The 19,634-nt window shown below is 55.7% G+C and carries 15 protein-coding genes; 6 read left to right on the forward strand and 9 right to left on the reverse strand.

Going from position 1 to position 19,634, the window contains the following annotated elements:
* Positions 1-10 precede the first annotated feature (10 nt).
* Together PSR63_RS02375 and PSR63_RS02380 are read right to left on the reverse strand one after the other, a co-directional pair.
* The gene (locus PSR63_RS02375) at positions 11-349 is read right to left on the reverse strand and encodes a P-II family nitrogen regulator (RefSeq protein WP_274330409.1); all 339 of its coding nucleotides are present in this window, start codon (positions 347-349) and stop codon (positions 11-13) included.
* A 104-nt stretch (positions 350-453) separates the two neighbouring features.
* Positions 454-1,929 (reverse strand): ammonium transporter, encoded by a 1,476-nt coding sequence (locus tag PSR63_RS02380; protein WP_274330410.1) that lies wholly within the window; start codon positions 1,927-1,929, stop codon positions 454-456.
* A 276-nt stretch (positions 1,930-2,205) separates the two neighbouring features.
* Between PSR63_RS02380 and PSR63_RS02385 the strand changes: the two genes are divergently transcribed.
* Together PSR63_RS02385 and PSR63_RS02390 are read left to right on the forward strand one after the other, a co-directional pair.
* Positions 2,206-3,354, forward strand: coding sequence for a TolB family protein (locus PSR63_RS02385; protein ID WP_274330412.1), 1,149 nt, complete (start codon positions 2,206-2,208; stop codon positions 3,352-3,354).
* 8 nt (positions 3,355-3,362) lie between these two features.
* A complete protein-coding gene (locus tag PSR63_RS02390) occupies positions 3,363-3,806 on the forward strand; it encodes a bis(5'-nucleosyl)-tetraphosphatase (RefSeq protein ID WP_274330413.1) in 444 nt (147 codons plus the stop codon).
* Between the two features lie 196 nt (positions 3,807-4,002).
* On the opposite strand, the gene PSR63_RS02395 is transcribed toward PSR63_RS02390, so the two are convergent.
* Positions 4,003-5,373 carry a transglutaminase-like domain-containing protein gene (locus PSR63_RS02395; RefSeq protein WP_274330415.1) on the reverse strand — a complete coding sequence of 457 codons (1,371 nt, stop codon included), beginning with the start codon at positions 5,371-5,373 and terminating at the stop codon, positions 4,003-4,005.
* Positions 5,374-6,081: 708 nt separating this feature from the next.
* On the opposite strand from PSR63_RS02395, the gene PSR63_RS02400 reads away from it, so the two are divergent.
* Positions 6,082-6,726 (forward strand): hypothetical protein, encoded by a 645-nt coding sequence (locus PSR63_RS02400; RefSeq protein ID WP_274330417.1) that lies wholly within the window; start codon positions 6,082-6,084, stop codon positions 6,724-6,726.
* Between the two features lie 235 nt (positions 6,727-6,961).
* Complete coding sequence (locus PSR63_RS02405) at positions 6,962-7,537, forward strand: hypothetical protein (protein WP_274330419.1); 576 nt, start codon at positions 6,962-6,964, stop codon at positions 7,535-7,537.
* A 2-nt stretch (positions 7,538-7,539) separates the two neighbouring features.
* On the opposite strand, the gene PSR63_RS02410 is transcribed toward PSR63_RS02405, so the two are convergent.
* The 5 genes from PSR63_RS02410 to PSR63_RS02430 form a co-directional block, all read right to left on the reverse strand.
* Positions 7,540-8,658, reverse strand: a complete 1,119-nt coding sequence (locus PSR63_RS02410) for a pyridoxal phosphate-dependent aminotransferase (RefSeq protein ID WP_274330420.1) — start codon at positions 8,656-8,658, stop codon at positions 7,540-7,542.
* A gap of 96 nt (positions 8,659-8,754) precedes the next feature.
* Positions 8,755-11,109: a ribonuclease R gene (rnr, locus tag PSR63_RS02415; RefSeq protein WP_274330421.1), complete on the reverse strand. Its 2,355-nt coding sequence runs from the start codon at positions 11,107-11,109 to the stop codon at positions 8,755-8,757.
* A gap of 128 nt (positions 11,110-11,237) precedes the next feature.
* Positions 11,238-12,326 (reverse strand): glycosyltransferase family protein, encoded by a 1,089-nt coding sequence (locus PSR63_RS02420; protein WP_274330422.1) that lies wholly within the window; start codon positions 12,324-12,326, stop codon positions 11,238-11,240.
* A gap of 179 nt (positions 12,327-12,505) precedes the next feature.
* Positions 12,506-13,411 (reverse strand): UDP-2,3-diacylglucosamine diphosphatase, encoded by a 906-nt coding sequence (locus PSR63_RS02425; RefSeq protein ID WP_338000660.1) that lies wholly within the window; start codon positions 13,409-13,411, stop codon positions 12,506-12,508.
* Positions 13,412-13,850: 439 nt separating this feature from the next.
* The gene (locus tag PSR63_RS02430) at positions 13,851-14,819 is read right to left on the reverse strand and encodes a 3'-5' exoribonuclease YhaM family protein (RefSeq protein WP_274330423.1); all 969 of its coding nucleotides are present in this window, start codon (positions 14,817-14,819) and stop codon (positions 13,851-13,853) included.
* A gap of 242 nt (positions 14,820-15,061) precedes the next feature.
* Between PSR63_RS02430 and proS the strand changes: the two genes are divergently transcribed.
* Positions 15,062-16,582 (forward strand): proline--tRNA ligase, encoded by a 1,521-nt coding sequence (proS, locus tag PSR63_RS02435; protein WP_274330425.1) that lies wholly within the window; start codon positions 15,062-15,064, stop codon positions 16,580-16,582.
* A 93-nt stretch (positions 16,583-16,675) separates the two neighbouring features.
* On the opposite strand, the gene PSR63_RS02440 is transcribed toward proS, so the two are convergent.
* Positions 16,676-17,698, reverse strand: a complete 1,023-nt coding sequence (locus PSR63_RS02440) for a DUF1559 family PulG-like putative transporter (RefSeq protein ID WP_274330426.1) — start codon at positions 17,696-17,698, stop codon at positions 16,676-16,678.
* A gap of 566 nt (positions 17,699-18,264) precedes the next feature.
* On the opposite strand from PSR63_RS02440, the gene PSR63_RS02445 reads away from it, so the two are divergent.
* Positions 18,265-19,617 (forward strand): porin, encoded by a 1,353-nt coding sequence (locus PSR63_RS02445; protein WP_274330427.1) that lies wholly within the window; start codon positions 18,265-18,267, stop codon positions 19,615-19,617.
* The last annotated feature ends 17 nt before the right edge of the window (positions 19,618-19,634 follow it).

Raw genomic sequence — 19,634 nt, forward strand, 5'->3', positions numbered from 1 at the left:
TGCCGGTCATTCAAATGGCGTCTTCCCCAGTTTCGCCAGTTCGGATACGGATACTGTCTTCTAAATTGGTAACAAAGATTTTTCCGTCACCAATTTGGCCGGTTTGGGCCGTCCGCAGGATGGTGTCGATCACCTTCTGCAGATTTTCGTCGCTACAAACGACTTCGATCTTCTTCTTCGGGACGAAGTCGACTGCGTATTCCGTGCCGCGATACGTCTCGGTGTGTCCTTTTTGCCGACCGTAGCCCGAAACCTCGATCACGGTCATGCCGAACACTCCCTGTTCGCTCAGCGCGTTTTTCACATCGTCCAATTTGAAATGGCGGATAACCGCTTCGATCTTTTTCATCGGTATATCTCCTAGTGCGCCTTAGTTCTGTTCGATGGACCGAGCCAGTCACGCCTGGCCCGGTCGTAAAATATGAAAATGCATCGCCCTGATGGCGTGCGACGTTAGCTGAAGATGTAGCCTTCTTCCCCGTGTTCGGAGATATCCAGACCACGGATTTCGCTTTCCTGGGTCACTCGCAGGCCGATGACAATATCAATCAGCTTCAGCAAGATCACGGTAGCCACCACCGAAAAGGCGATCGTTACCAACACGGCAACCACCTGGCCGATGACAAGCGAAACACCGCCCCCTTCGTACAAGCCGATCGGTTCGCCACCGGTCAAGTCGCCACAAACGTGACGCGAAGCAAAGACACCGGTGAGCACGGCTCCCAAGGTTCCACCAACGCCGTGAACGCCAAACGCGTCCAGCGAGTCGTCGTAGCCCATGCTTTGTTTCAGCACAGCACATGCGTAGTAGCAAACAATCCCTGCGGCGGCTCCCATGGCCAGTGCGGGCATCGGCAAAACGAAGCCAGCGGCCGGGGTAATACAAACCAGACCGGCAACCGCACCCGAAGCACATCCGAGCACGCTCGGCTTGCCACGCAGGATCCATTCCATCAGCGACCAAGCCACCGCACCGGCAGCAGCCGAGAAGTGCGTGACGGCAAATGCGTTCGAGGCCAGGCCATTCGCGGCACCAGCACTACCGGCATTGAAGCCAAACCAACCGACCCACAGCATGGCGGCACCTAGCGTGGTGTAGGTCAAGTTGTGCGGACGCATGTCGTCGTGGCCAAAGCCCAAACGCTTTCCAACAAAGATCGCACAAACCAACGCCGAGATCCCGGAGCTGATATGCACCACGGTACCACCAGCAAAGTCCAGCGCGCCACCGGCCAGCGAATCGGCTTCTCCGTAGGCGAGAATCCCGCCGTCCCACACCCAGTGACAAAGCGGGCAGTAGACCAGCGTTCCCCACAGGACCGAGAAGACCGCCATCGCCGAGAACTTCATCCGTTCGGCAAACGCACCGCAGATCAGTGCCGGAGTGATGATAAAGAACATCCCTTGGAACAACATGAACGTGTATTCCGGAATGGTTCCGTGCATCGGAGTAACCGGCTCGCCCAGTTCGGCATCCCAGGCCGGTTGGACGTTGTTCATAAACAGAAACTCAAGATCGCCGAAATAGGGATTCGAGCCACCGAAGCAAAGGGTGTACCCCCACAGGCTCCAGACGACCGTCATCAGGCCCATCAGGAAGAGACACTGCATCATCACGCCCAAGACATTCTTTTTGCGAACCAAGCCGCTGTAGAACATCGCCAGACCAGGGGCGGTCATGAATAGAACCAGCGCACTGGAAGTCAGCATCCAGGCATTGTCGCCGGTATCGAGCCCAGGGGTCTCTTCTTCAGGGACCTCCACTTCGCCAGCGTTGCCGGCTTCGACCGGGACGTTCTTCTCTTCAGCCGGCGGTTGCTCGTTCGTCTCAGGAGCGAGTTGGGCCGCCAACGGCTGACATAGGATGAGTCCGACTAACATAGTGATCAGCGCGCAAGCCGATCGTCCTCGAAGGAAATACGTGCGCATGAATCTCCACCTCGAAAAAAGGATTTACCAGATTGTGAGTACTACGCGCGCCGCCTGATGATTTGCCTGGATCATCGCGCTCGTGGTGCTCTGCGATCCCGCCACTGGTCCGGGAGAGACGTCCCAGTGTCTTGCCTGATGCGGAAGTTGCACAAAGTCAGTACAAAAAATAGGGGTCGACGGGCTCCGCGTAAAGTAGATAACTCCAGTTCTCGTAACTTTTTTCGGTAGGAGATGACGCATCAAGACCGGACGGAGGGTGGCAAGCTGCCTATAATGGACGAAAACCCTTCCGCGTTTGTCGTTTGCCTACCACATCTGGGAGCCGCCTCGATGCTGATGCGTTTGCACACCATTTTACCGCTTGCCACCCTTGTTTCGATCTTCACTACTATCTCACTAGTACATGCCCAAGAGCAGGCCGACACCCCATCGGTCGAATCCGGATACCTTGCCAACGTCCGCCAGGTTACCTCCGGCATGGTTAAGGCCGGGGAAGGATACTTCTCGCCCGATGGCGAGCGAATCGTCTACCAGGCCGTTCCTCCCCAGTACCCGTTCTATCAAATCTATACCCAGCCCCTGGCCGGCGGCGAGCCAGAACTGGTCAGCACTGGTCGTGGTCGCACGACGTGCGCTTACTTCACGGTCGACGGCAAGAACATCCTGTTCGCCAGCAGCCATAGCGACCCGAACATGAAGCAGACCGAAGACGAAGAAGTCGCCAAGCAGGAAGAAGAACGTCGCACGGGACAGCGTCGTCGGTACTCGTGGGACTTTGATCCTTACACCGACATCTACCTCAAAGATATGAAGTCGGGCAAGCTTACCCGTCTGACGACCGCCAAAGGCTACGACGCCGAAGGGGCCTTCTCGTACGACGGCAAGAAGATTGCCTTCTGCAGCGACCGCGACGGCGACCCCGACCTGTACATCATGGATGCCGACGGCGCGAACCTGAAGCAGTTGACCAACGCCAAAGGATACGACGGGGGACCGTTTATCTCGCCCAACGGCAAATGGATTGTCTTTCGCAGCGATCGCAAGCAAGAAGGCTTCCTGCAGATTTACGTGATTTCGGTCGATGGCGAAAAAGAGTTTCAGCTGACCGATAACGTCGGGGTGAACTGGGCTCCCTATTGGCATCCGACCAAGCCGTATATCATTTGGGCCGGTGCCGATCACTCGAAGCCAGGGCGTCCTAACTACGACCTGTGGCTGATGAAGTACGAAGAAACGGACGACGCCATCAAGCCGGGTCCGATCTGGCGTATCACCGACAGCCCAGCGGCCGACGTGCTGCCTGTCTTTTCGCCTGATGGCAAGAAGTTGATGTGGACCAGCACCCGCACCGATGATCACAGCAGCCAGCTCTTCATCGCGGACTTCACGTTCCCGGAAGACAAACCCACGGAAGAAAAGTAACGAGCAACATGACGGATCAATCCATGCCGCAGACCAAGGCCTGCGGCTTTCTGATTGTCAAAGGGAACCCGATCGAGTCGTTTCTGTTGATGAAGCACCCCAAGCGTTGGGACCTGCCCAAGGGGCACGTCGACGAGGGGGAAACGGAAATGGAGTGCGCCCTGCGGGAATTGGAAGAAGAGACCGGCATTACGGCCCAGGACATCACGGTCGATCCAGACTTCCGGTACGAGCTGCAATATGTGGTCAACTACAAACGGAAGTTTGGCGGCGTCGATGCCTTGAAGACTGTTGTCTATTTTCTGGCGCGACTCGAGAACGAGGTCGAACTCAAACTCACCGAGCACGGCGACGCCCAGTGGTTTGATTGGGATCCGCCCCACATCATTCAAGAGCAAACCATCGACGGACTCTTGGCGGCGGTGGCCCAGCATGTGGGTGACGAATCTTAGTTCACCCTCCTAAGGGCCGGAGGCCCGACCGAATGTAGCCAGGGGCGCGAGCCCCTGGTATCAGCGAACAGAAAAGAAGAAAGCCCTGGAAGGGCTAACTTTTTTCGCATTTCATAACCAGGGGTTATTACCCCTGGTTACATTCGACAGGCCTTCTAGGCCTTAAGATGAATGAATCGAAATCACAAGGGGAACTCTACTTCGCCACATCGATCTCGAGCTGACCGATGACCTGCGTTACCGGCAGGAATGCGGCGAATGCTCCGGAGCCGCTCAGGTCGGTATCGGTTACTTTGATGTACTGGACGCCGATGCCTCCTTTGCCTCGGGTCGCATCCAACGGCATCCAGCGGTCGCCGATCCAGGCTTCCGTCCACATGTGATAGGCGAAGCCTTTCTTATCGCCGTAGTCGACATACACCAGGCCGAGCGCCCCGCGGGCAGGAAAGTTCTTCGCACGCAAGAGAGCCATCAGCAAAACAGCGTGCTCCGTGCAATCGCCCGTCTTCCCTTGCGCAACTTCGGCAGCGGAAAGAAATCCCTGCGAGAAGTTTTTCTCCTCGATCGTATCGTGGACGAACTTTTCCAGGAGGATTGCCTGCTGGGTGGCATCTGCCCCGGGAAAGGCGGTCTTATGCAGCAGTGCCTGAACGGCCGGATCTTGGAACTGAACCAACGGGCTGGGTGCCAGGTCGGCTTCGGTCGGCTTGCTACTTTTCGGCAATCCGGCAGGCAGGGGAGTCTCAGGACGGATTCGCCACACTTGCAGCTTGGCAGAATGCCCGTCGCCGGGGGTGACCTTTTGATTACTGGCACTCGCGAAAATCTTGGCCGGGTCGCCTGACTTCAGTTTCAACTGATAGGTCAATTCCTTAAAGTCATCCAGACCAGCCTCCGGCATGCCCTCGACCGGGACAATCGTATCGAGTGCCAGATCAAACGAAACCGTCTTGTTGGGGCTCAGGGCGAACTCTTGGGAGCAGCGGTAGATCTCGAAGTTTTGAACCGGGGAGGTCATCTTCACGATTTCGCCGGCATCATCGACCCAGGCCGTCGATTCCAGGGGTGGCTGCCCCTGAATCTCGGTCAGGTACTTCGTTTTCAGAAGAGTGATGGTCGAGCCGTCCAGCATGGTCACGGCTTCACTTTTCTGTCCCTCAATGGTGTGCTTAGCGATACGATTCATCGTGGGCACAAGGGCCATCACGGAACGCTCTTGGCCCGCTTTAATAGGAGGCTTTTGAAATAAGCGATACACCGCATGCAGCCCGCCGTAGTCTGGCTGCCAGCCGATTTGGTCGCTTGAGGCCGCTTGATTCTGCCCTCCCTGAGTCGAGATCGACAACGTTTTGCCGTCGCTGGAGGTCTGGCCGGTGAACCGCGTCACGGAACCGGCTTGATCGATCTTGGTGGTGAACTGCTTTAATGCACCGTCCTCGGATGCCAGAAATACGTTCTCGACGGTCATCTTCAGTGGCTGACCAGCCCGTTGGATCTGAAGCTGCTCGACCGTGGTGGTCCGGACGTACTTGGTCTGACCGTGCGTAAGATGCTCGACCTTCTCCATCGTGTGACCGATTTTCTCGCCCTGAAGAACGATCGCCCCCCAACTTTCCTGCGAGGAATTAATTTTTTCCGAATTCTGTTTCGGCGGCTGGGGCGCAGATGGGTCCGGACAACCGGTACATCCGATACAGATCAGCCCAAACGAAATCATCCATGCAATGCGTTGATTGGGGCGTGGCATCATGCAGGCGGGGAGAAAAGCTTCCAAAAGGGGACATCGAGACTACCGGGAAGTATACCAAACACCACATGCGTTTCGCCAAGGAATCATCTCGAAAGCAATTCACACCATCCGAGCCCATGCGGCGACGTATTTGGGACGGTCGTAACGATCAAGGCAAGGATCGACCACCGGCATAGGTTGCGATTGGGCGCCGCGAGCGCCAAGGAAATTGATTTGTTTGATTTCAAAGATTGTCACCTAAGCCTCGAAAGTGGCCCGTTTTACGGTGCTATGTTCTCGGTAGATTCGCGTGAAACACCGCTGGTCGTGCCTCGCTAAGCAGGCCCAATCAGCGGACGCCCTTTGCGGGAAACACATCCCCAAGAAAAGGCGTCACACGACCAGAATCCAACCTAGGATTTGAAAAGAACCAGAGAACAACTCGGGCGAGACACTCAAGCGTCTTCACCGAGCAAGATCACCGGAGCAGAGGCACTCATGGGCTTCTTGAAGAATTTTTTCAAAAGTGTTTTCCACGAGAACGAAATGGGCCATATCGCCAATAGTTTCGAACAACTCTCGGAAGAGCAATTAGAAGCACACCTGGACGTTGGAAGCTACAACGGCTTTGAATTAACCGATGCGGTTCGCCCGTCGTTTGATTTGAAGGTGGTTCCTACGCAAGGCTTCCGCCGAGAAACGTACCGCGACGAACAAACTGGCAGCACGGTTCCTGTCCTGATGGGAAGTGCCACGCGGTCAAACCTATTCGATACATTCATGGATCTGCTGGATCCGCTGGGAACCGAAGTCGATGTCGTCCTCGAATCGAGTCATCACGCCGATGGCCGACCTGGCGGCGACATGTACCGCGAACATATCGATCTTCCCGTTCTCAAGAGCATTCTTTGGGACTACGAAGATCTGCTGCTGAACGACGGTTGCACGGGGATCGCTGTTTTGAATCCCCACCAGCCGCTGGAAGTTCAGTTCGACGAGCACAAACTGCTGATCGTCTACGGCAACGAGTTGAAGCACTTTGAACAGGCCTTCATCGACCGAGACGTTTACCCCAGCCCCGAGATGAAGTTCATCACGGAAGCCGAGCACGTCCACTCCTCGTCGCAGCAATACCAGCAGCAGTTCGAGGAACTTCGGATGCGATTGGGTATGGACGAGAACTACGGTTAAGCGTCCTTGCCAAAAACCACCAGAAAACGCACCTCAGGCCGTGATGTATGTCACGGCCTGAGGTGCTTCTTGCCTGCATGCTAGCAAGTCGGTGATTTGACCTTGCTGTCGTCAGGTCGATTCGTCAAACTCTCGCTCCCTCTATTTAGTCGACAGGAGCGCAACCTTGGCGAGGTGGATACCTCTAATTTGCTCGCTGCTTTTAGGCAGTATTGGCTGTAGCAGTTTCGTACCGATGCTGCATCACGCTGGGCATGCGCCGGAGGCCCCGGTCGATAATCCCCACTTTGTCCCCATCCGTGATCATGAACTGATGTGGGAACAGATTGTCGATGCGGTCGATACCCACTTCAAAATTCGTACCGAACAACGCGTCCGCGTCGTTGCCGGACAACTCACCGAAGGCCGCCTGGAAACCTATCCGCGAATCGGCAGCACCATGCTCGAACCGTGGCATACCGATTCCACTCGTGGCTACGAAAAACTGGAGAGCACCCTGCAAACGATCCGCCGCCGCTGCATCGTGCGCGTCACGCCAGAGCAGGGGGGCTACTTCATCGGGGTCGAAGTTCACAAAGAGATGGAAGACGTCACCGGACCTTCCAACACCCAAATGGCCCTGGATGGCGTTCGCTTCGACGGCACGCTACGTAGCCAGGAGTCGACCAGCGAACTGGGACCTCAAACCGACGGTTGGATTCCCCTTTGCCGCGATGTCCTACTCGAACAGCGTATCCTGCAAGACATTCTCGCGCGGCTCAATGGCATTGAATCGGAACGGCCTAGAACGCCGTTCACGATTCATCAGTAGTTTTAACTGCCGCCTTCTTTGGCCAGCTTTCGCAGCACTTCGATTCCGCGATCGATTGTTTCGTTGGTCGCTGCGTACGAAATACGGAAGTGTGTGTTCTGGTTGCTAAAGATATTGCCGGGGATGATCAACAGGTTATTCTCGATCGCCTTGGTAACGAACTCGGTACCGGTTCCCCAGGGGGCTTTCGGGAAGACGTAGAACGCACCGCCTGGCTTCGAGATCTCGTACAGATCCGAGATGCCGTCAATCAATCGATCACGCTTCTTACCGTAGTCTGCGACGTGCGAGGACATATCGACTTCCATCGCGGCTGCACCGGCCCATTGGACCGGTTGCGGAGCACACACGAACGTGTACTGCTGCAGCTTGATCATCGTATCGATGACCGCCGACGGTCCATGCACAAAACCCAAACGCCAGCCCGTCATGCCGTAGCTCTTGGAGAACCCATCGATCACGATCGTGTTCTCGTTGTAGGTCGCCGGCGAGCAGAAGCTGTCGTCGTACGTGAACACGCGATAGATCTCATCCGAGACGATCGCAATATTCTTTTCCTGGGCCAGTTTCGATACGGCCTCGACGACTTCCTTTTTGGCGACCACACCGGTCGGATTGGCCGGGCTATTGAGCAGGATCAGCTTCGTCTTGTCGGTGATCGCATCGGCCACCTTCTGGACGTCGATCTGGAAGTCGGGGTAGGTGCTCAGCACCACCGGCACGCCACCCACCAGCTTGACCAGTGAGGTGTACATAACGAAGTAGGGATCGAAGATGATCACCTCGTCGCCTGGGTTGACCATGGCCAGCATCGATAGAACGAGCCCGCCACTGGTGCCTGAGGAAACGAAAACCTTGCGGTCCTCGTGACCATATTCGTCGTTGATCTGGGCCTGCAGCTTTTCCCGCAGAATGGGCATGCCCTGGGTCAGAGCATAGCCGTTCTTGCCTCCTTGGATCGCATCGATCGCCGCGTCCTTGACCTCTTGCGGAACGTCAAAGTCCGGCTGACCGATCGAAAGATTGATCGGATCGGTCATGTTCGCCGCAAGATCAAAGACCTTACGGATTCCGCTCGAGTCGAAAGAAGCTGTACGTTCGGCAATCCAGGGATGGGTCATGGAATGGATCGATCATCTAGTTGGGGAAAATCAAACGAATACCGACCCGCAAGTATTACCGACCAGGGGAAAACCCACAAGAACCGCCTGGAATCGCTACCGTCCCCGTCGTTTCGAGCGTTTATCCTTCTTCGGGCGAGACGGCGAAGTCCCTTGCTTCGACTTATGACCATCCCGGCCACCCTTCTTGGGACGGCTTGATTGGGCCGAGAACTTCATGCTCGAGCTCTGCACCTTCGGCTTGTACTTACTGCCGCCAGACCGGCCCCCGCCCAGCGACTTGGCCGGTTGCTTGGAGCTTTGCTCGCCCGTCTTTTCGATGAACTGGTAGTCGAGTTCGCGTCGATCGAGGTCGACCCGGGCGATCCGCACCGTCAGGACATCGCCCAGTCGGAACGAATTCCCTTCGTGATGTCCCACCAAGCTATGGGTGGTCTGATCGTAACGGTAGAAGTCATCGTTGAGCGAATCGATCCGGACCAGACCGTCGGCCGGGACATCCAAGGCCTGGACGAAGAGCCCAAACGATTCGACCCCAGTCACCACGGCATCGACTTCTTCACCGATGCGGGTGCTCATGTAGGTGAGCAGTTTGATTTTGACCAGTTCCCGCTCGGCATCGGCGGCCCGTTGCTCGCGTTCGCTGCAGTGCTCTCCTTCGAGCTGCATCTGGCCGAAGTCTTGCGGCGGCCGGACGCCATGCTCGATCAAGTCGAACATGCGATGGATCGTCAGGTCAGGGTAGCGGCGAATCGGCGAGGTGAAGTGGCAATAGTGCTCACTCGCCAAGGCGTAGTGACCGATCTCGTCAGGACTGTACACCGCCTTCTGCATGCTTCGCAGCACGGCATAGTTGACCGCGGCTTGCTCTGGCTTTCCTTTGACTTCGTTCAAGACTCGGATGATCTCGAACCGGCTTTCCAGGCTATCGCACTCAATGCCCAGATCGCGGACGAACTCGGTCAGGTCGGCTAGTTTCTTCGGGTCAGGCGAAGCATGGGCACGACGCAGGAAGAACAAATCACGGTCGAACAGCGCCTCGGCCACCGCTTCATTGGCCGCCAGCATGAACTCTTCGATGATCTGATGGCTCTCGGTGTTTTCGACCGTGTGCGCGCCGATCACTTCGCCATCTTTGTTGATGTCGAGCTTCAATTCCGGCATGCTCAGTTCCATGCTGCCACGAGCGAATCGACGCTTGCGGAGCATCATCGCGAGTTCGTGCATACGGCCGAGCAAGCCGAAGACTTCCGGCGTCAGCTTTTCCTTCCACGGCTCGCGATCGGCCAGATACTCGTCCACTTCTTCATAGGCGAAGCGGCGTTTGCTGAGGATTGCTCCCTTGCAAACTTCACAGTTCACGCGGGCACCTTCCGGAGTGAACTCGATGATCGCCGTTCGCGTGTACCGCACCTTGTCCGGTTGCAAGCTGGCCAGGTTGTTGCTGATCGTTTCCGGCAACATCGGAATGACTTTGTCCGGCAAGTAGACACTGGTCGCACGGTCACGGGCTTCGACATCCAACGCACTTCCTTCGGGAACGAAGTGCGAAACGTCGGCGATATGCACACCGAGGATCCAGTGACCGTTGTCGAGCCGTTCTAAACTGATCGCGTCGTCGAAGTCGCGGGCATCGATCGGATCGATCGTGATGACCGTGTCCGGGGTGAAGTCTCGCCGACCTTCGGGGATCGACTCGTCAAACAACTCGGCTTGTTCGCGGGCAACGTCCAACGCTGCTTCGGGGAACTCGCGTGGCAGATCGTATTCGACGATGATCGACATCAAGTCGACGCCGGGTTCGCCACGCTTGCCCAGCACTTCCACGAGGACCGCTTCGCCATCATGGGCATGCGAAGGAAAGCGGACCATTTCGATCACGACTTTGTCTTCCGGCTGGGCATTCTTCGCGCCGGGATCTCCTACCGGGATCGGCTCGGCGAAGATGCGTCCATCGACCTGTACCAGGGCCATGCCATGGGTCTCGTAGTACGTTCCCACGAAACGATGCGTTTCGCGTTCGACCACCTCGACGACTTCGCCGCACAGGCGTTGGTCGCCGCCAGGACCCCGTCCCAGGTAAGTACGAATGAGCACCAGGTCGCCGGTGGCGGCATCCATTCCTCGCCGCGGCGGGACAAAGATATCGGCTTCGCGACCTTTGGAGGGAGCAACACCTTGCGGGCGGACGAATCCAAATCCTTTGGCGTTGCGTTGATAACGGCCAACAATCCGCTTGTCGCCATCTTCAGCCGAGGGCTTTTTGACCAGATGATTAGCTCCGTAGCGAACCAATCCTTTCCGAATGAGCCGCTTCAGGGCTCGTTTGAAGGGCTTCCGATCATCCTCGGTTAGGCCCAACTTTTTGGCGATGACTTTTGGTTTGACCGGTTGGTAGTTCGGTCCGTTTACGTGATGAAGTAACTTTGCTTCGATTTCTTCTATTTCCATAATCCAAGTTTACGGCTCGCCCTTCAGACGAGCAATCATAAGAACCGCCCTAGCGGCGATTTAGAGAGAATTGCTTTCAAGAGCCTGGGATCCTCTTGGGGCCTGGCAACCATTGCCAGGATGGGCTCTTACACTAATGTTGTCGACGGCAGATGCTTGCGAATGGCAGCCAATGCCGGAGGATTCCCGTTGGTTTGACCCTGATATTGGGCCAGGTTCTCGCGGAACTTCGAGAGTCCGTCGAGAAACGAAACGAGGTTGGACTTGGCGAACGATTCAATCGCCGTCCAGCTTCCCACGCCCATCTCTTTCAGGTAGTGGGAATTGATCATCTGCTCGTGATGCGAGGACTCCGGCAGTGCCAACACAGGCTTGCCCAGGTAAATCGCCTCGCCGAGCGATTGATTGCCTGCGGCGCCGATCAACGCGTCGCAGTGAATAAAGTCGTCTGTAAATCTTTGCTCATCAATTTCATGAAAGGTCATGGGACCGTCGGCGGGTCGTTTTCCCAGGCCATAGACCTTCACAGGTCGATCGCACGCTTTGAGCAGTTCAAGCGTGTCGTCGGTGGTCGCTTTTCGCACGTACGACAGGATGAACCCTTCTTGCGACGGCTGCGCCTCGCACACATCGGGGCGGAGCAGGGGACCAACCTGAACAACATCCTGGTAGCCGGGCCGAAGCTTGGGCGTGAAGAACGACGAAACGACCGTCGCTTGCTTCTCGACATGGTGTGCCTTGACGACAAACCCCATGGCCCATGCATACCACTGCAAACTGGACGGTAGCGACGACAAATCGTAGGCCAGCAGGAAATCCTGATGATTCAGGCTGACCACCGGGATGTCGCACTTGCTAGCCGCCTTGGGCAGGATGGGCTCGAAATCGGAAACGATCAGATCCGGCTTTTCGCTCTTGAGGACCTCGGTCGTTTCGCGAATGTTCTTCTTCAACTGCCCTAGGAACTTGAATCCCTCGTAAATCGATTTCGAGAGATCGAGCCGCCGCTGGGTGTAATAAAACTTCAGCCCCGGCAATTTGCGAACTTCCACGCCAGGAAACTCTGGCTTGTTATAGATGGGGGCAAGGAAGTCGTATGCTTCATTGGGCGCGAACAGGACGAGTTCATGTTCGTGGCGGAGATGCTCCGTCATCGTCCGAACTCGGGCCGCGTGTCCACGCCCCTCACCCGACATGCTGTAGAAGATTTTCGCCATAACTACTTGGGGAAGAATCTCTCGGCGGAACTTAAGAGGGCTGATCCTCAACCCCGTCAAACACTCCGCTCAAATGTCGCTGCGTTTGCAGTGATTGTAATGTATATGCTCCCGCGCTGCTGCGAGACAAGACAATTCCCATGAATTCGAGGTTCATCCTTGAAACGTGGAAGATGCTCTTAACGGCTCTCGTCAGCATGGAAAGGAACTGCCAGTACGGGGGCTTCATCCGATCCCCGCAAGTCGACGCCTAGTGCCGCGGCCATCAGTTCCTGTCGGCGTCGTTCGACCTCTGCCGGATCCAAAGGGATTACCTGGGCGGCATCTGGATTGGTTTCATGCGGCACATCAATTATTTCGTAGCGACCGTCGGTATATTCCAACAACGCCGTACTATTTTCGATCCAATCGCCGGTGTTGTAGTACGTGATGCCATGCTTTTCAACGACGATCGGCGTATGGATATGGCCGCAAATCACGCCCTGACACTCCAGTGACTTGGCATGCAACATCAGGCTGTCTTCAAAGTCGCTAACGAACTGGACTGCCGATTTGACGTTCTTTTTGATGGTCGCCGCCAACGGCCAGCGGCTGAGGTTGTAATGCCGACGCCAACGATTGACGCGTTGGTCTGCCCAGCAAATCGAGTCGTACAGGAACGACCCCATCACCGAAATCCACTTGGCCTTCTTTTCGACCTGGTCGAACTTGTCGCCGTGGGTGACCAAGATCCGACGGCCGTTAGGGCAGTGGTGGATGAACTGGTCGGCGATCTCGACGAAATCGAACTTGAAGCGGAAACTACGCAGGAAATCGTCGTGATTGCCAGGCGTGTAGAAGATCTTCGTTCCGGTCTGAGACATCTCGAACAATCGGCTCAGGATGGCATTGTATACCGGCTCCCAGTGCCAACGCTTGCGAAGACGCCATCCATCGATGAAGTCTCCCACAATGTAGATGTATTGTGGTTCGTGTTGATTCAGCAGATCTAAAAAGGGTTCAACTCGGGCGTAGGGACAACCCAAGTGAAGATCGCTGAAAAATAAGGTTCTAACCCGATTTCGATTGCGCGACATGGCACCCATAATTTGACAGGCTCCATCCTGATCGAAGTTCTAAGGGACTCGAAGGCCTTAGCCGTGGGGCCATTGCAACTGAAAGGGATCCTGCGAAGTTGCGATGGAAGCTTAAGGAAACCTTTCGGAACATTGCCTTTTATGGCAGAGAAACGTTGAGATGGAGTGAATAGGGGGTAAAGGTATCATAAATGTGAGCTTCTCAGATTCCTAGAGAAATCGTCCGTAGGACGGTCACTGCAACTTCGAGCCCCAAGCCACAAAACCAATAACAACAAGAACTTACAACTTACACGACGCATTCTTCCCCGCAGATTTCAGGGCGAATTCCTCTGAAAACGAGTGCGCGACGACGCGTGGGGGCCCCAAAATTATCGACATTGCATCGACAATTGCCCCTCGTGGAAAAGATGTCGTTGAAAATGATTCATCGTACGATACGGCCCTTTTACGAGTGCCCACCCTTGTAAAGCTTCCGGCCGAACTGAGGACTATAGGTCGTCCAGCGGCTGTCAGTGTTCACATCGTCGGCAAGCAGCTTCTCGAAGCCGTGCATGTGGGCATCCAGGCTATCGATGTAGTGCAAAGCGAGCGCTTCCGCCGTCATCGGAACCTTCGGGCTGCCATACTCAAGCTTCCCATGGTGGCTGACGACCATGTGCTTGATCCGCAGGGCAAGCTCTTCAGGGAAAGGCTCACCACCCAGCTTTTCGGCTTCCTTGGTCAGTCGATCGACGATACTTACCCCGCTCACCAGGTGCCCGATCAACTGGCCTTCGTCACTGTAAGCAAGGCCCTTACCGGAACTTAGTTCGTCGACTTTGCCCAGGTCGTGGAACAGAATGCCCAAGACCAACAGATCTTCGTCGACCTGCGGGTAGAACGGCACAATTGCCTTGCCGACCTTGATCAGATTGACGACATGCTCCAGCAAACCGCCTTCGTAGGCGTGGTGGTTCTTTACCGCGGCCGGCGATTTACGGAAGCGAGCAATTAGTGCCTCGTCGATCAGGAAGCACTCGGCCAAGTTTCGCAGATGAATATTGCGGATCGACCGCAAATGCTCGGCGAGTTCCTTGAGCATGGCATCCATGCGTTGGGGACTGACCTGCATGAAGTCGGATTCATCAACATCGCGGGCATCGACTTTCTCGATATGTGAAACGATGACCTGCATGGCCCCATTGTAGAACTGCGATGTCCCTTGGATTCGGATGTAATCACCATCTTCAAAACGCTTGTAGATGCCTTCGTTGGCGTTCCACATCATTGCGTTGACGGCACCCGACTTGTCGGAGAGTTGCATTTGCAGATAGAGGTTACCCTGGCGATTGGGACGAAGCTGCTTACTGGAGGCGACGTAAACCTCGTTGATGCTTTCATTTTCACCCAACTGCGTAATGCTTCTTCTGGCCATTCCGGGTCCTATCTTGTCTATTCCAACATCTGCTGTTCCGCAAAGCGCTCGCCCCCCCCAATAGAGAAGGTTGGAGGCGATTCTAGAGACACCCCCTAGTCTGAACAAGGACCCGCAAATGTAGTTGCATGTAAACGCAGAACTACCTCGGCTGTCCGCAGCAGGCAGATTTTTTTAGAATGCCGGTCCACCCAATGGTGCAAATTTGCCCTCATAAAAGACATAGGAACATAGGGATCCCGATGGCCAAGGCGCCCAAGAATGCAATTAGCCCGACTCGCGAAGCGGACTATCCCGAGTGGTATCAACAGGTGATCAAGGCCGCTGATCTGGCCGAGGTATCTCCCGTACGCGGATGCATGGTGATCAAACCGTGGGGCTGGGGTATTTGGGAGAACATGCAGAAAGTTCTCGATGGCATGTTCAAGGACACCGGCCACGAGAATGCGTATTTCCCCCTCTTTATCCCGATGAGCTTTTTGGAAAAAGAGGCCGAGCACGTCGAAGGCTTTGCCAAGGAATGTGCAGTCGTCACGCATCACCGCCTGGAACCTGGCCCAGACGGAGGCCTGGTACCGGCCGGCAAACTGGATGAACCACTGATTGTGCGTCCAACCAGTGAAACGATCATCGGCGCCATGTACGCCAAGTGGGTCCAGTCGTACCGCGATTTGCCTATCCTGATCAATCAGTGGGCCAACGTCGTTCGTTGGGAACTGCGTACCCGCATGTTTCTGCGGACAGCCGAGTTCCTGTGGCAAGAAGGTCACACGGCGCATGCCACCAAGGAAGAGGCCCTGTTTGAAACGCGTCAGATGCTCGACGTCTACGCCGACTTCGCCGAAAACTACATGGCCATGCCGGTCATCAAAGGCGAGAAGCCATCGTGGGAACGCTTCCCGGGGGCTGACATGACGGTCAGCATCGAAGCCATGATGCAGGACCGCAAAGCCCTGCAAGCAGGCACATCCCACTTCCTGGGCCAGAACTTCTCAAAGGCCCAGGAGATCAAGTTCCAGTCGGCCGAAGGGACCGAGGAATTTGCCTGGACCACGTCGTGGGGCGTTTCGACGCGTCTGGTCGGCGGTCTGATTATGACCCACAGCGACGACGATGGCTTGGTCGTCCCGCCGCGACTGGCCCCAAAACACATCGTGATCCTGCCGATCTACCGCAGCGATGAAGAGAAGGCTACGGTTCTCGCGTTCTGCGATGAATTGGAAGCTAAGCTCAAGGCGCAGTCCTACGACGGTGCCCCGGTTCGCGTGATGATGGACGATCGTGACCTGCGAGGCGGTGAGAAGACTTGGTATCACATCAAACGTGGCGTGCCGGTTCGCGTTGAAGTTGGCCCGCGTGATGTGGCCTCGGGAAGTGTGTTCGTTGGCCGCCGTGACCAAACGCCGAAAGACAAGCAGGGCATCCCGGTCGATCAGTTCGTCGCAGGGATTGCCGACATGCTTTCCGAGATTCAAGATGGCTTGTTCGAGAAAGCGAAGAAGCTACGCGAGGACAACACGCGTAAGGTCGACTCGATCGATGAACTGAAGAAGTGGTTCACTCCGAAAAGCGACGATAAGCCTGAAATCCATGGTGGCTTCGCTTACGTCCACTGTGCCGATGTGAAAGAAGTCGAGGAAGAGCTGAAGAAGCTGAAACTAACGGCCCGCTGCATTCCTGTTGACGGTGACGACGAACCAGGGAAGTGCTTGTTCACCGGGCAGGATGTTGCCCGCAGGATGGTGATCGCCAAGGCTTACTAAGCCTGGCAGGTCGTTGATAGACAACGAAAAAGGGAGTGCAACCTTGGGCTGCACTCCCTTTTCTTTTTGTAGCGTCGACTCGACCGGACTTACTTAGTTGATCACGGTTCCGTCAGCCATGGCCGTCAATTGCATCCAGACGGCGTGATCGGTCGTCAGTGGCAACGATTTGACCGATCCATCACCCATGACGCACTGTTCGACGTTGTGTGCCGTACAGGCACTGTTCCGGTTCGTGTTGATGGACTCTCCGGAAATGAAAACAGGGGCAAACAATCCCGCACCCGGGGTCGCAGTTCCGCCTGGTTCATAACCCGAGGTACTGACGCTACCCACGGTTACTCCGGAGCCGCTGTAATAGACCCCAATCAAGGCCGACCGAGCGTGACCCGAGCTCGACGTAATAAACGCGGATTCACCCGAGTCAGTCTGCGTAACGTCCGAGCTGCCGGTAAAGCCAGCGGCCGTCACCTCGGCAACCAATACCGTGTTGGAAAGGCCGTCCGATACTTTGGCTAGGTTGGTTGGCAGATTTGGCCGAAAGACACCACCCAAGTCAACCTTCTTGCTTGCATAAGGCGCGGCCGCAACGAATGGGGGACGCGAAAGTGACCCTGAGACTGCGGTGGCGGAACCACCATTGAATTGCTGGGCGTCGACACCGCAAAGGTAACCTTGCGAACCCGCGTAGTTCGTGATGCCTACGTCAGATACCGACGCGTTATCACCCATTTCCGGGTCGGAAGGGCATTGGAGCATTTCCAATTGCGTCTCCAGGAACGGCGCGTTCGCGGCGGCCGAAGCACTGACGGTAAGATTCAGGGTATCGTACAGGTTGCCCTGTTCCAACTCAGGCAGAATTTTCGCGATCCATGTGAAATTGTTGGAATCGACGGCGATGGGCAATGAACCCTTTTCAGATTCCGAGTTGATCAGCGCGAGGCCAATCTGCTTCAAATTGTTCTGACACTGGGCACGACGGGCCGCTTCGCGGGCTGCTTGCACGGCAGGAAGGGTCAAACCAACCAGAATCCCAATAATCGCAATCACGACGAGGAGCTCCACAAGCGTGAAGCCGCGACGTACGCTCGTCGCGCGAGAGACATTACTTTTCATACGAATAGACCTTCCGAACGAAACGATGAGCCGGCACAGAGGAGTTTGTGGCTGAGAAAGCTGGCTGCATTCCTTAATCCAATTTGATTGTTACCGAACTGTGCCCATAACTCAAGGGATTTGTCGACTTAGGACGTTTCAAATCGACATCTGTACATCTCTCTTAGGCAAATATCCCCACCATTGGACTGTCCCTAGAGCCAAATCGGGCGAATCTGGCTCCCGAGCGTAATCTTAGGCAAGAGAGGCAGACCTTGCGGATATGGCAAAGATGTCGGCCTGAATATAGCAGACTGAATTTCCGCAGCGACTGTATCGATAAACCAACTAAACCTGGACTAGCTGCGAGACGCTACGCACCTCCTATCGTGCCCCTTGGCGGCGATAGACTTCCTGGTTTCGCCCTGACCGGCGAGTCACCAAAGAGGTCGAAAAGAGGTTCGATGGGGAAGCGTAAGTTTTATTACCCGCCCCGATGGACACGGGCGTTTAGGCATCCGAGCGGCGGTTGGGTAGTTCGCGTTATGGACGCTCACGAATTCCTGGGAATTGGAGGGAGTTTTACGATGAAAATGGATTGGAAGGCCGCCATGTTGGCAGCCGCAATGATGGTCGGCGGTTCGACCGTCGCTTCGGCTCAGGAAGCTGGTATTTATGATGCCAGCCAGGTGAGCTACAACGCAATCGCTTCCGATTGTGGTTGTGCGACGGATGTAGCTTGTGGCTGCGATGCTGCTCCGACCTGTGGTTCGACTTGTGGCTGCTACAGCGATTGCTGCTGTGGTGGCATGGATTGGTTCGGTTGCTGTGAACACGGCGACGCTTGGACCCTGTTTGGCGAAAACGACTGCGGTGTCACCATCGGTGGTTGGGTTTCGGCTGGTTACTATGGCAACTTCCGTGGTGTTAACACCAACAACGGAAATGCCCCGGTTGCCTTCCGTCAAATCTCCAACGCTCCGACGCTGAACCAAGCTTGGTTGTACGTCGAAAAGGCCGCTGACGCTGAAACCTACTGCTTCGATCTCGGTTACCGAGTTGACGCTATGTGGGGTGCTGACGGTCCTGACACGCAATCTTTCGGTTACGGCGATCGTTACCGCTGGGACAACGGCTGGAACTCGGCCACGACCGCTGACGGCGAAGCCCTCTACGGTTCGGCTATTCCTCAAGCTTACCTGACCGCCGCTTGGGGCGACTGGGAAGTTAAGGTCGGTCACTTCTACACCATCATTGGTTACGAAGTCGTTACCGCTCCGGACAACTTCTTCTACAGCTACGCCTACACGATGAACTACGGCGAGCCGTTCACCCACGGTGGTATCCTCGCTACCTACAGCGGTGTCGAAGACACGACTCTGTGGGGCGGTTACACCCAAGGTTGGGACACGGCTTTCGACAACTGGGAAGCTCAAGCGACCTTCCTCGGTGGTATCAGCCGTGACCTGTCCGACAGCACCAGCTTCACTTGGGCTGTTAACGTCGGCGACTGGGGTAAGACCAACGGCGGTAACATCTACATGAACAGCTTCGTGCTGACTCATGACATGGGATGTGGTTGGAGCTACGTGTTCCAGCACGACCTGGGTGTTCAGTCGAACTTGGGTACCGGTAACGAAAACAACTACTGGTACGGTGTGAACCAATACCTGTTCAAGGAAATCAACGATTGCTGGGCATTCGGTGGTCGTGCTGAATGGTTCTGCGACGAAGACGGCTCGCGTGTTGGCTTCGGTCCAGGCAACTACTATGCCTTGACCCTCGGTGCGAACTGGAAGCCAAATGCGAACGTGATCGTTCGTCCAGAAGTTCGCCTCGAGAAGTTTGATGACCTGGACAACGGTGGCGGCACGCCATACGCCGAAGGCACGCACGATGACTGTGTGTTCTACGGTGTCGACGCTATCTTCACCTTCTAAGGTGTAGAAAGAGTCGA

The organism is Bremerella sp. P1 (genome assembly GCF_028748185.1).
GTDB lineage: Bacteria > Planctomycetota > Planctomycetia > Pirellulales > Pirellulaceae > Bremerella.

What these genes read in the sequence shown, in the direction of transcription:
- PSR63_RS02375 (WP_274330409.1), bottom strand. Translation starts at nt 349, where the DNA reads ATGAAAAAGATCGAAGCGGTTATCCGCCATTTCAAATTGGACGATGTG.
- PSR63_RS02380 (WP_274330410.1), bottom strand. Translation starts at nt 1,929, where the DNA reads ATGCGCACGTATTTCCTTCGAGGACGATCGGCTTGCGCGCTGATCACT.
- PSR63_RS02385 (WP_274330412.1), top strand. Translation starts at nt 2,206, where the DNA reads ATGGACGAAAACCCTTCCGCGTTTGTCGTTTGCCTACCACATCTGGGA.
- PSR63_RS02390 (WP_274330413.1), top strand. Translation starts at nt 3,363, where the DNA reads ATGACGGATCAATCCATGCCGCAGACCAAGGCCTGCGGCTTTCTGATT.
- PSR63_RS02395 (WP_274330415.1), bottom strand. Translation starts at nt 5,373, where the DNA reads ATGGAGAAGGTCGAGCATCTTACGCACGGTCAGACCAAGTACGTCCGG.
- PSR63_RS02400 (WP_274330417.1), top strand. Translation starts at nt 6,082, where the DNA reads ATGGGCCATATCGCCAATAGTTTCGAACAACTCTCGGAAGAGCAATTA.
- PSR63_RS02405 (WP_274330419.1), top strand. Translation starts at nt 6,962, where the DNA reads ATGCTGCATCACGCTGGGCATGCGCCGGAGGCCCCGGTCGATAATCCC.
- PSR63_RS02410 (WP_274330420.1), bottom strand. Translation starts at nt 8,658, where the DNA reads ATGACCCATCCCTGGATTGCCGAACGTACAGCTTCTTTCGACTCGAGC.
- rnr (WP_274330421.1), bottom strand. Translation starts at nt 11,109, where the DNA reads ATGGAAATAGAAGAAATCGAAGCAAAGTTACTTCATCACGTAAACGGA.
- PSR63_RS02420 (WP_274330422.1), bottom strand. Translation starts at nt 12,326, where the DNA reads ATGGCGAAAATCTTCTACAGCATGTCGGGTGAGGGGCGTGGACACGCG.
- PSR63_RS02425 (WP_338000660.1), bottom strand. Translation starts at nt 13,411, where the DNA reads ATGGGTGCCATGTCGCGCAATCGAAATCGGGTTAGAACCTTATTTTTC.
- PSR63_RS02430 (WP_274330423.1), bottom strand. Translation starts at nt 14,819, where the DNA reads ATGGCCAGAAGAAGCATTACGCAGTTGGGTGAAAATGAAAGCATCAAC.
- proS (WP_274330425.1), top strand. Translation starts at nt 15,062, where the DNA reads ATGGCCAAGGCGCCCAAGAATGCAATTAGCCCGACTCGCGAAGCGGAC.
- PSR63_RS02440 (WP_274330426.1), bottom strand. Translation starts at nt 17,698, where the DNA reads ATGAAAAGTAATGTCTCTCGCGCGACGAGCGTACGTCGCGGCTTCACG.
- PSR63_RS02445 (WP_274330427.1), top strand. Translation starts at nt 18,265, where the DNA reads ATGAAAATGGATTGGAAGGCCGCCATGTTGGCAGCCGCAATGATGGTC.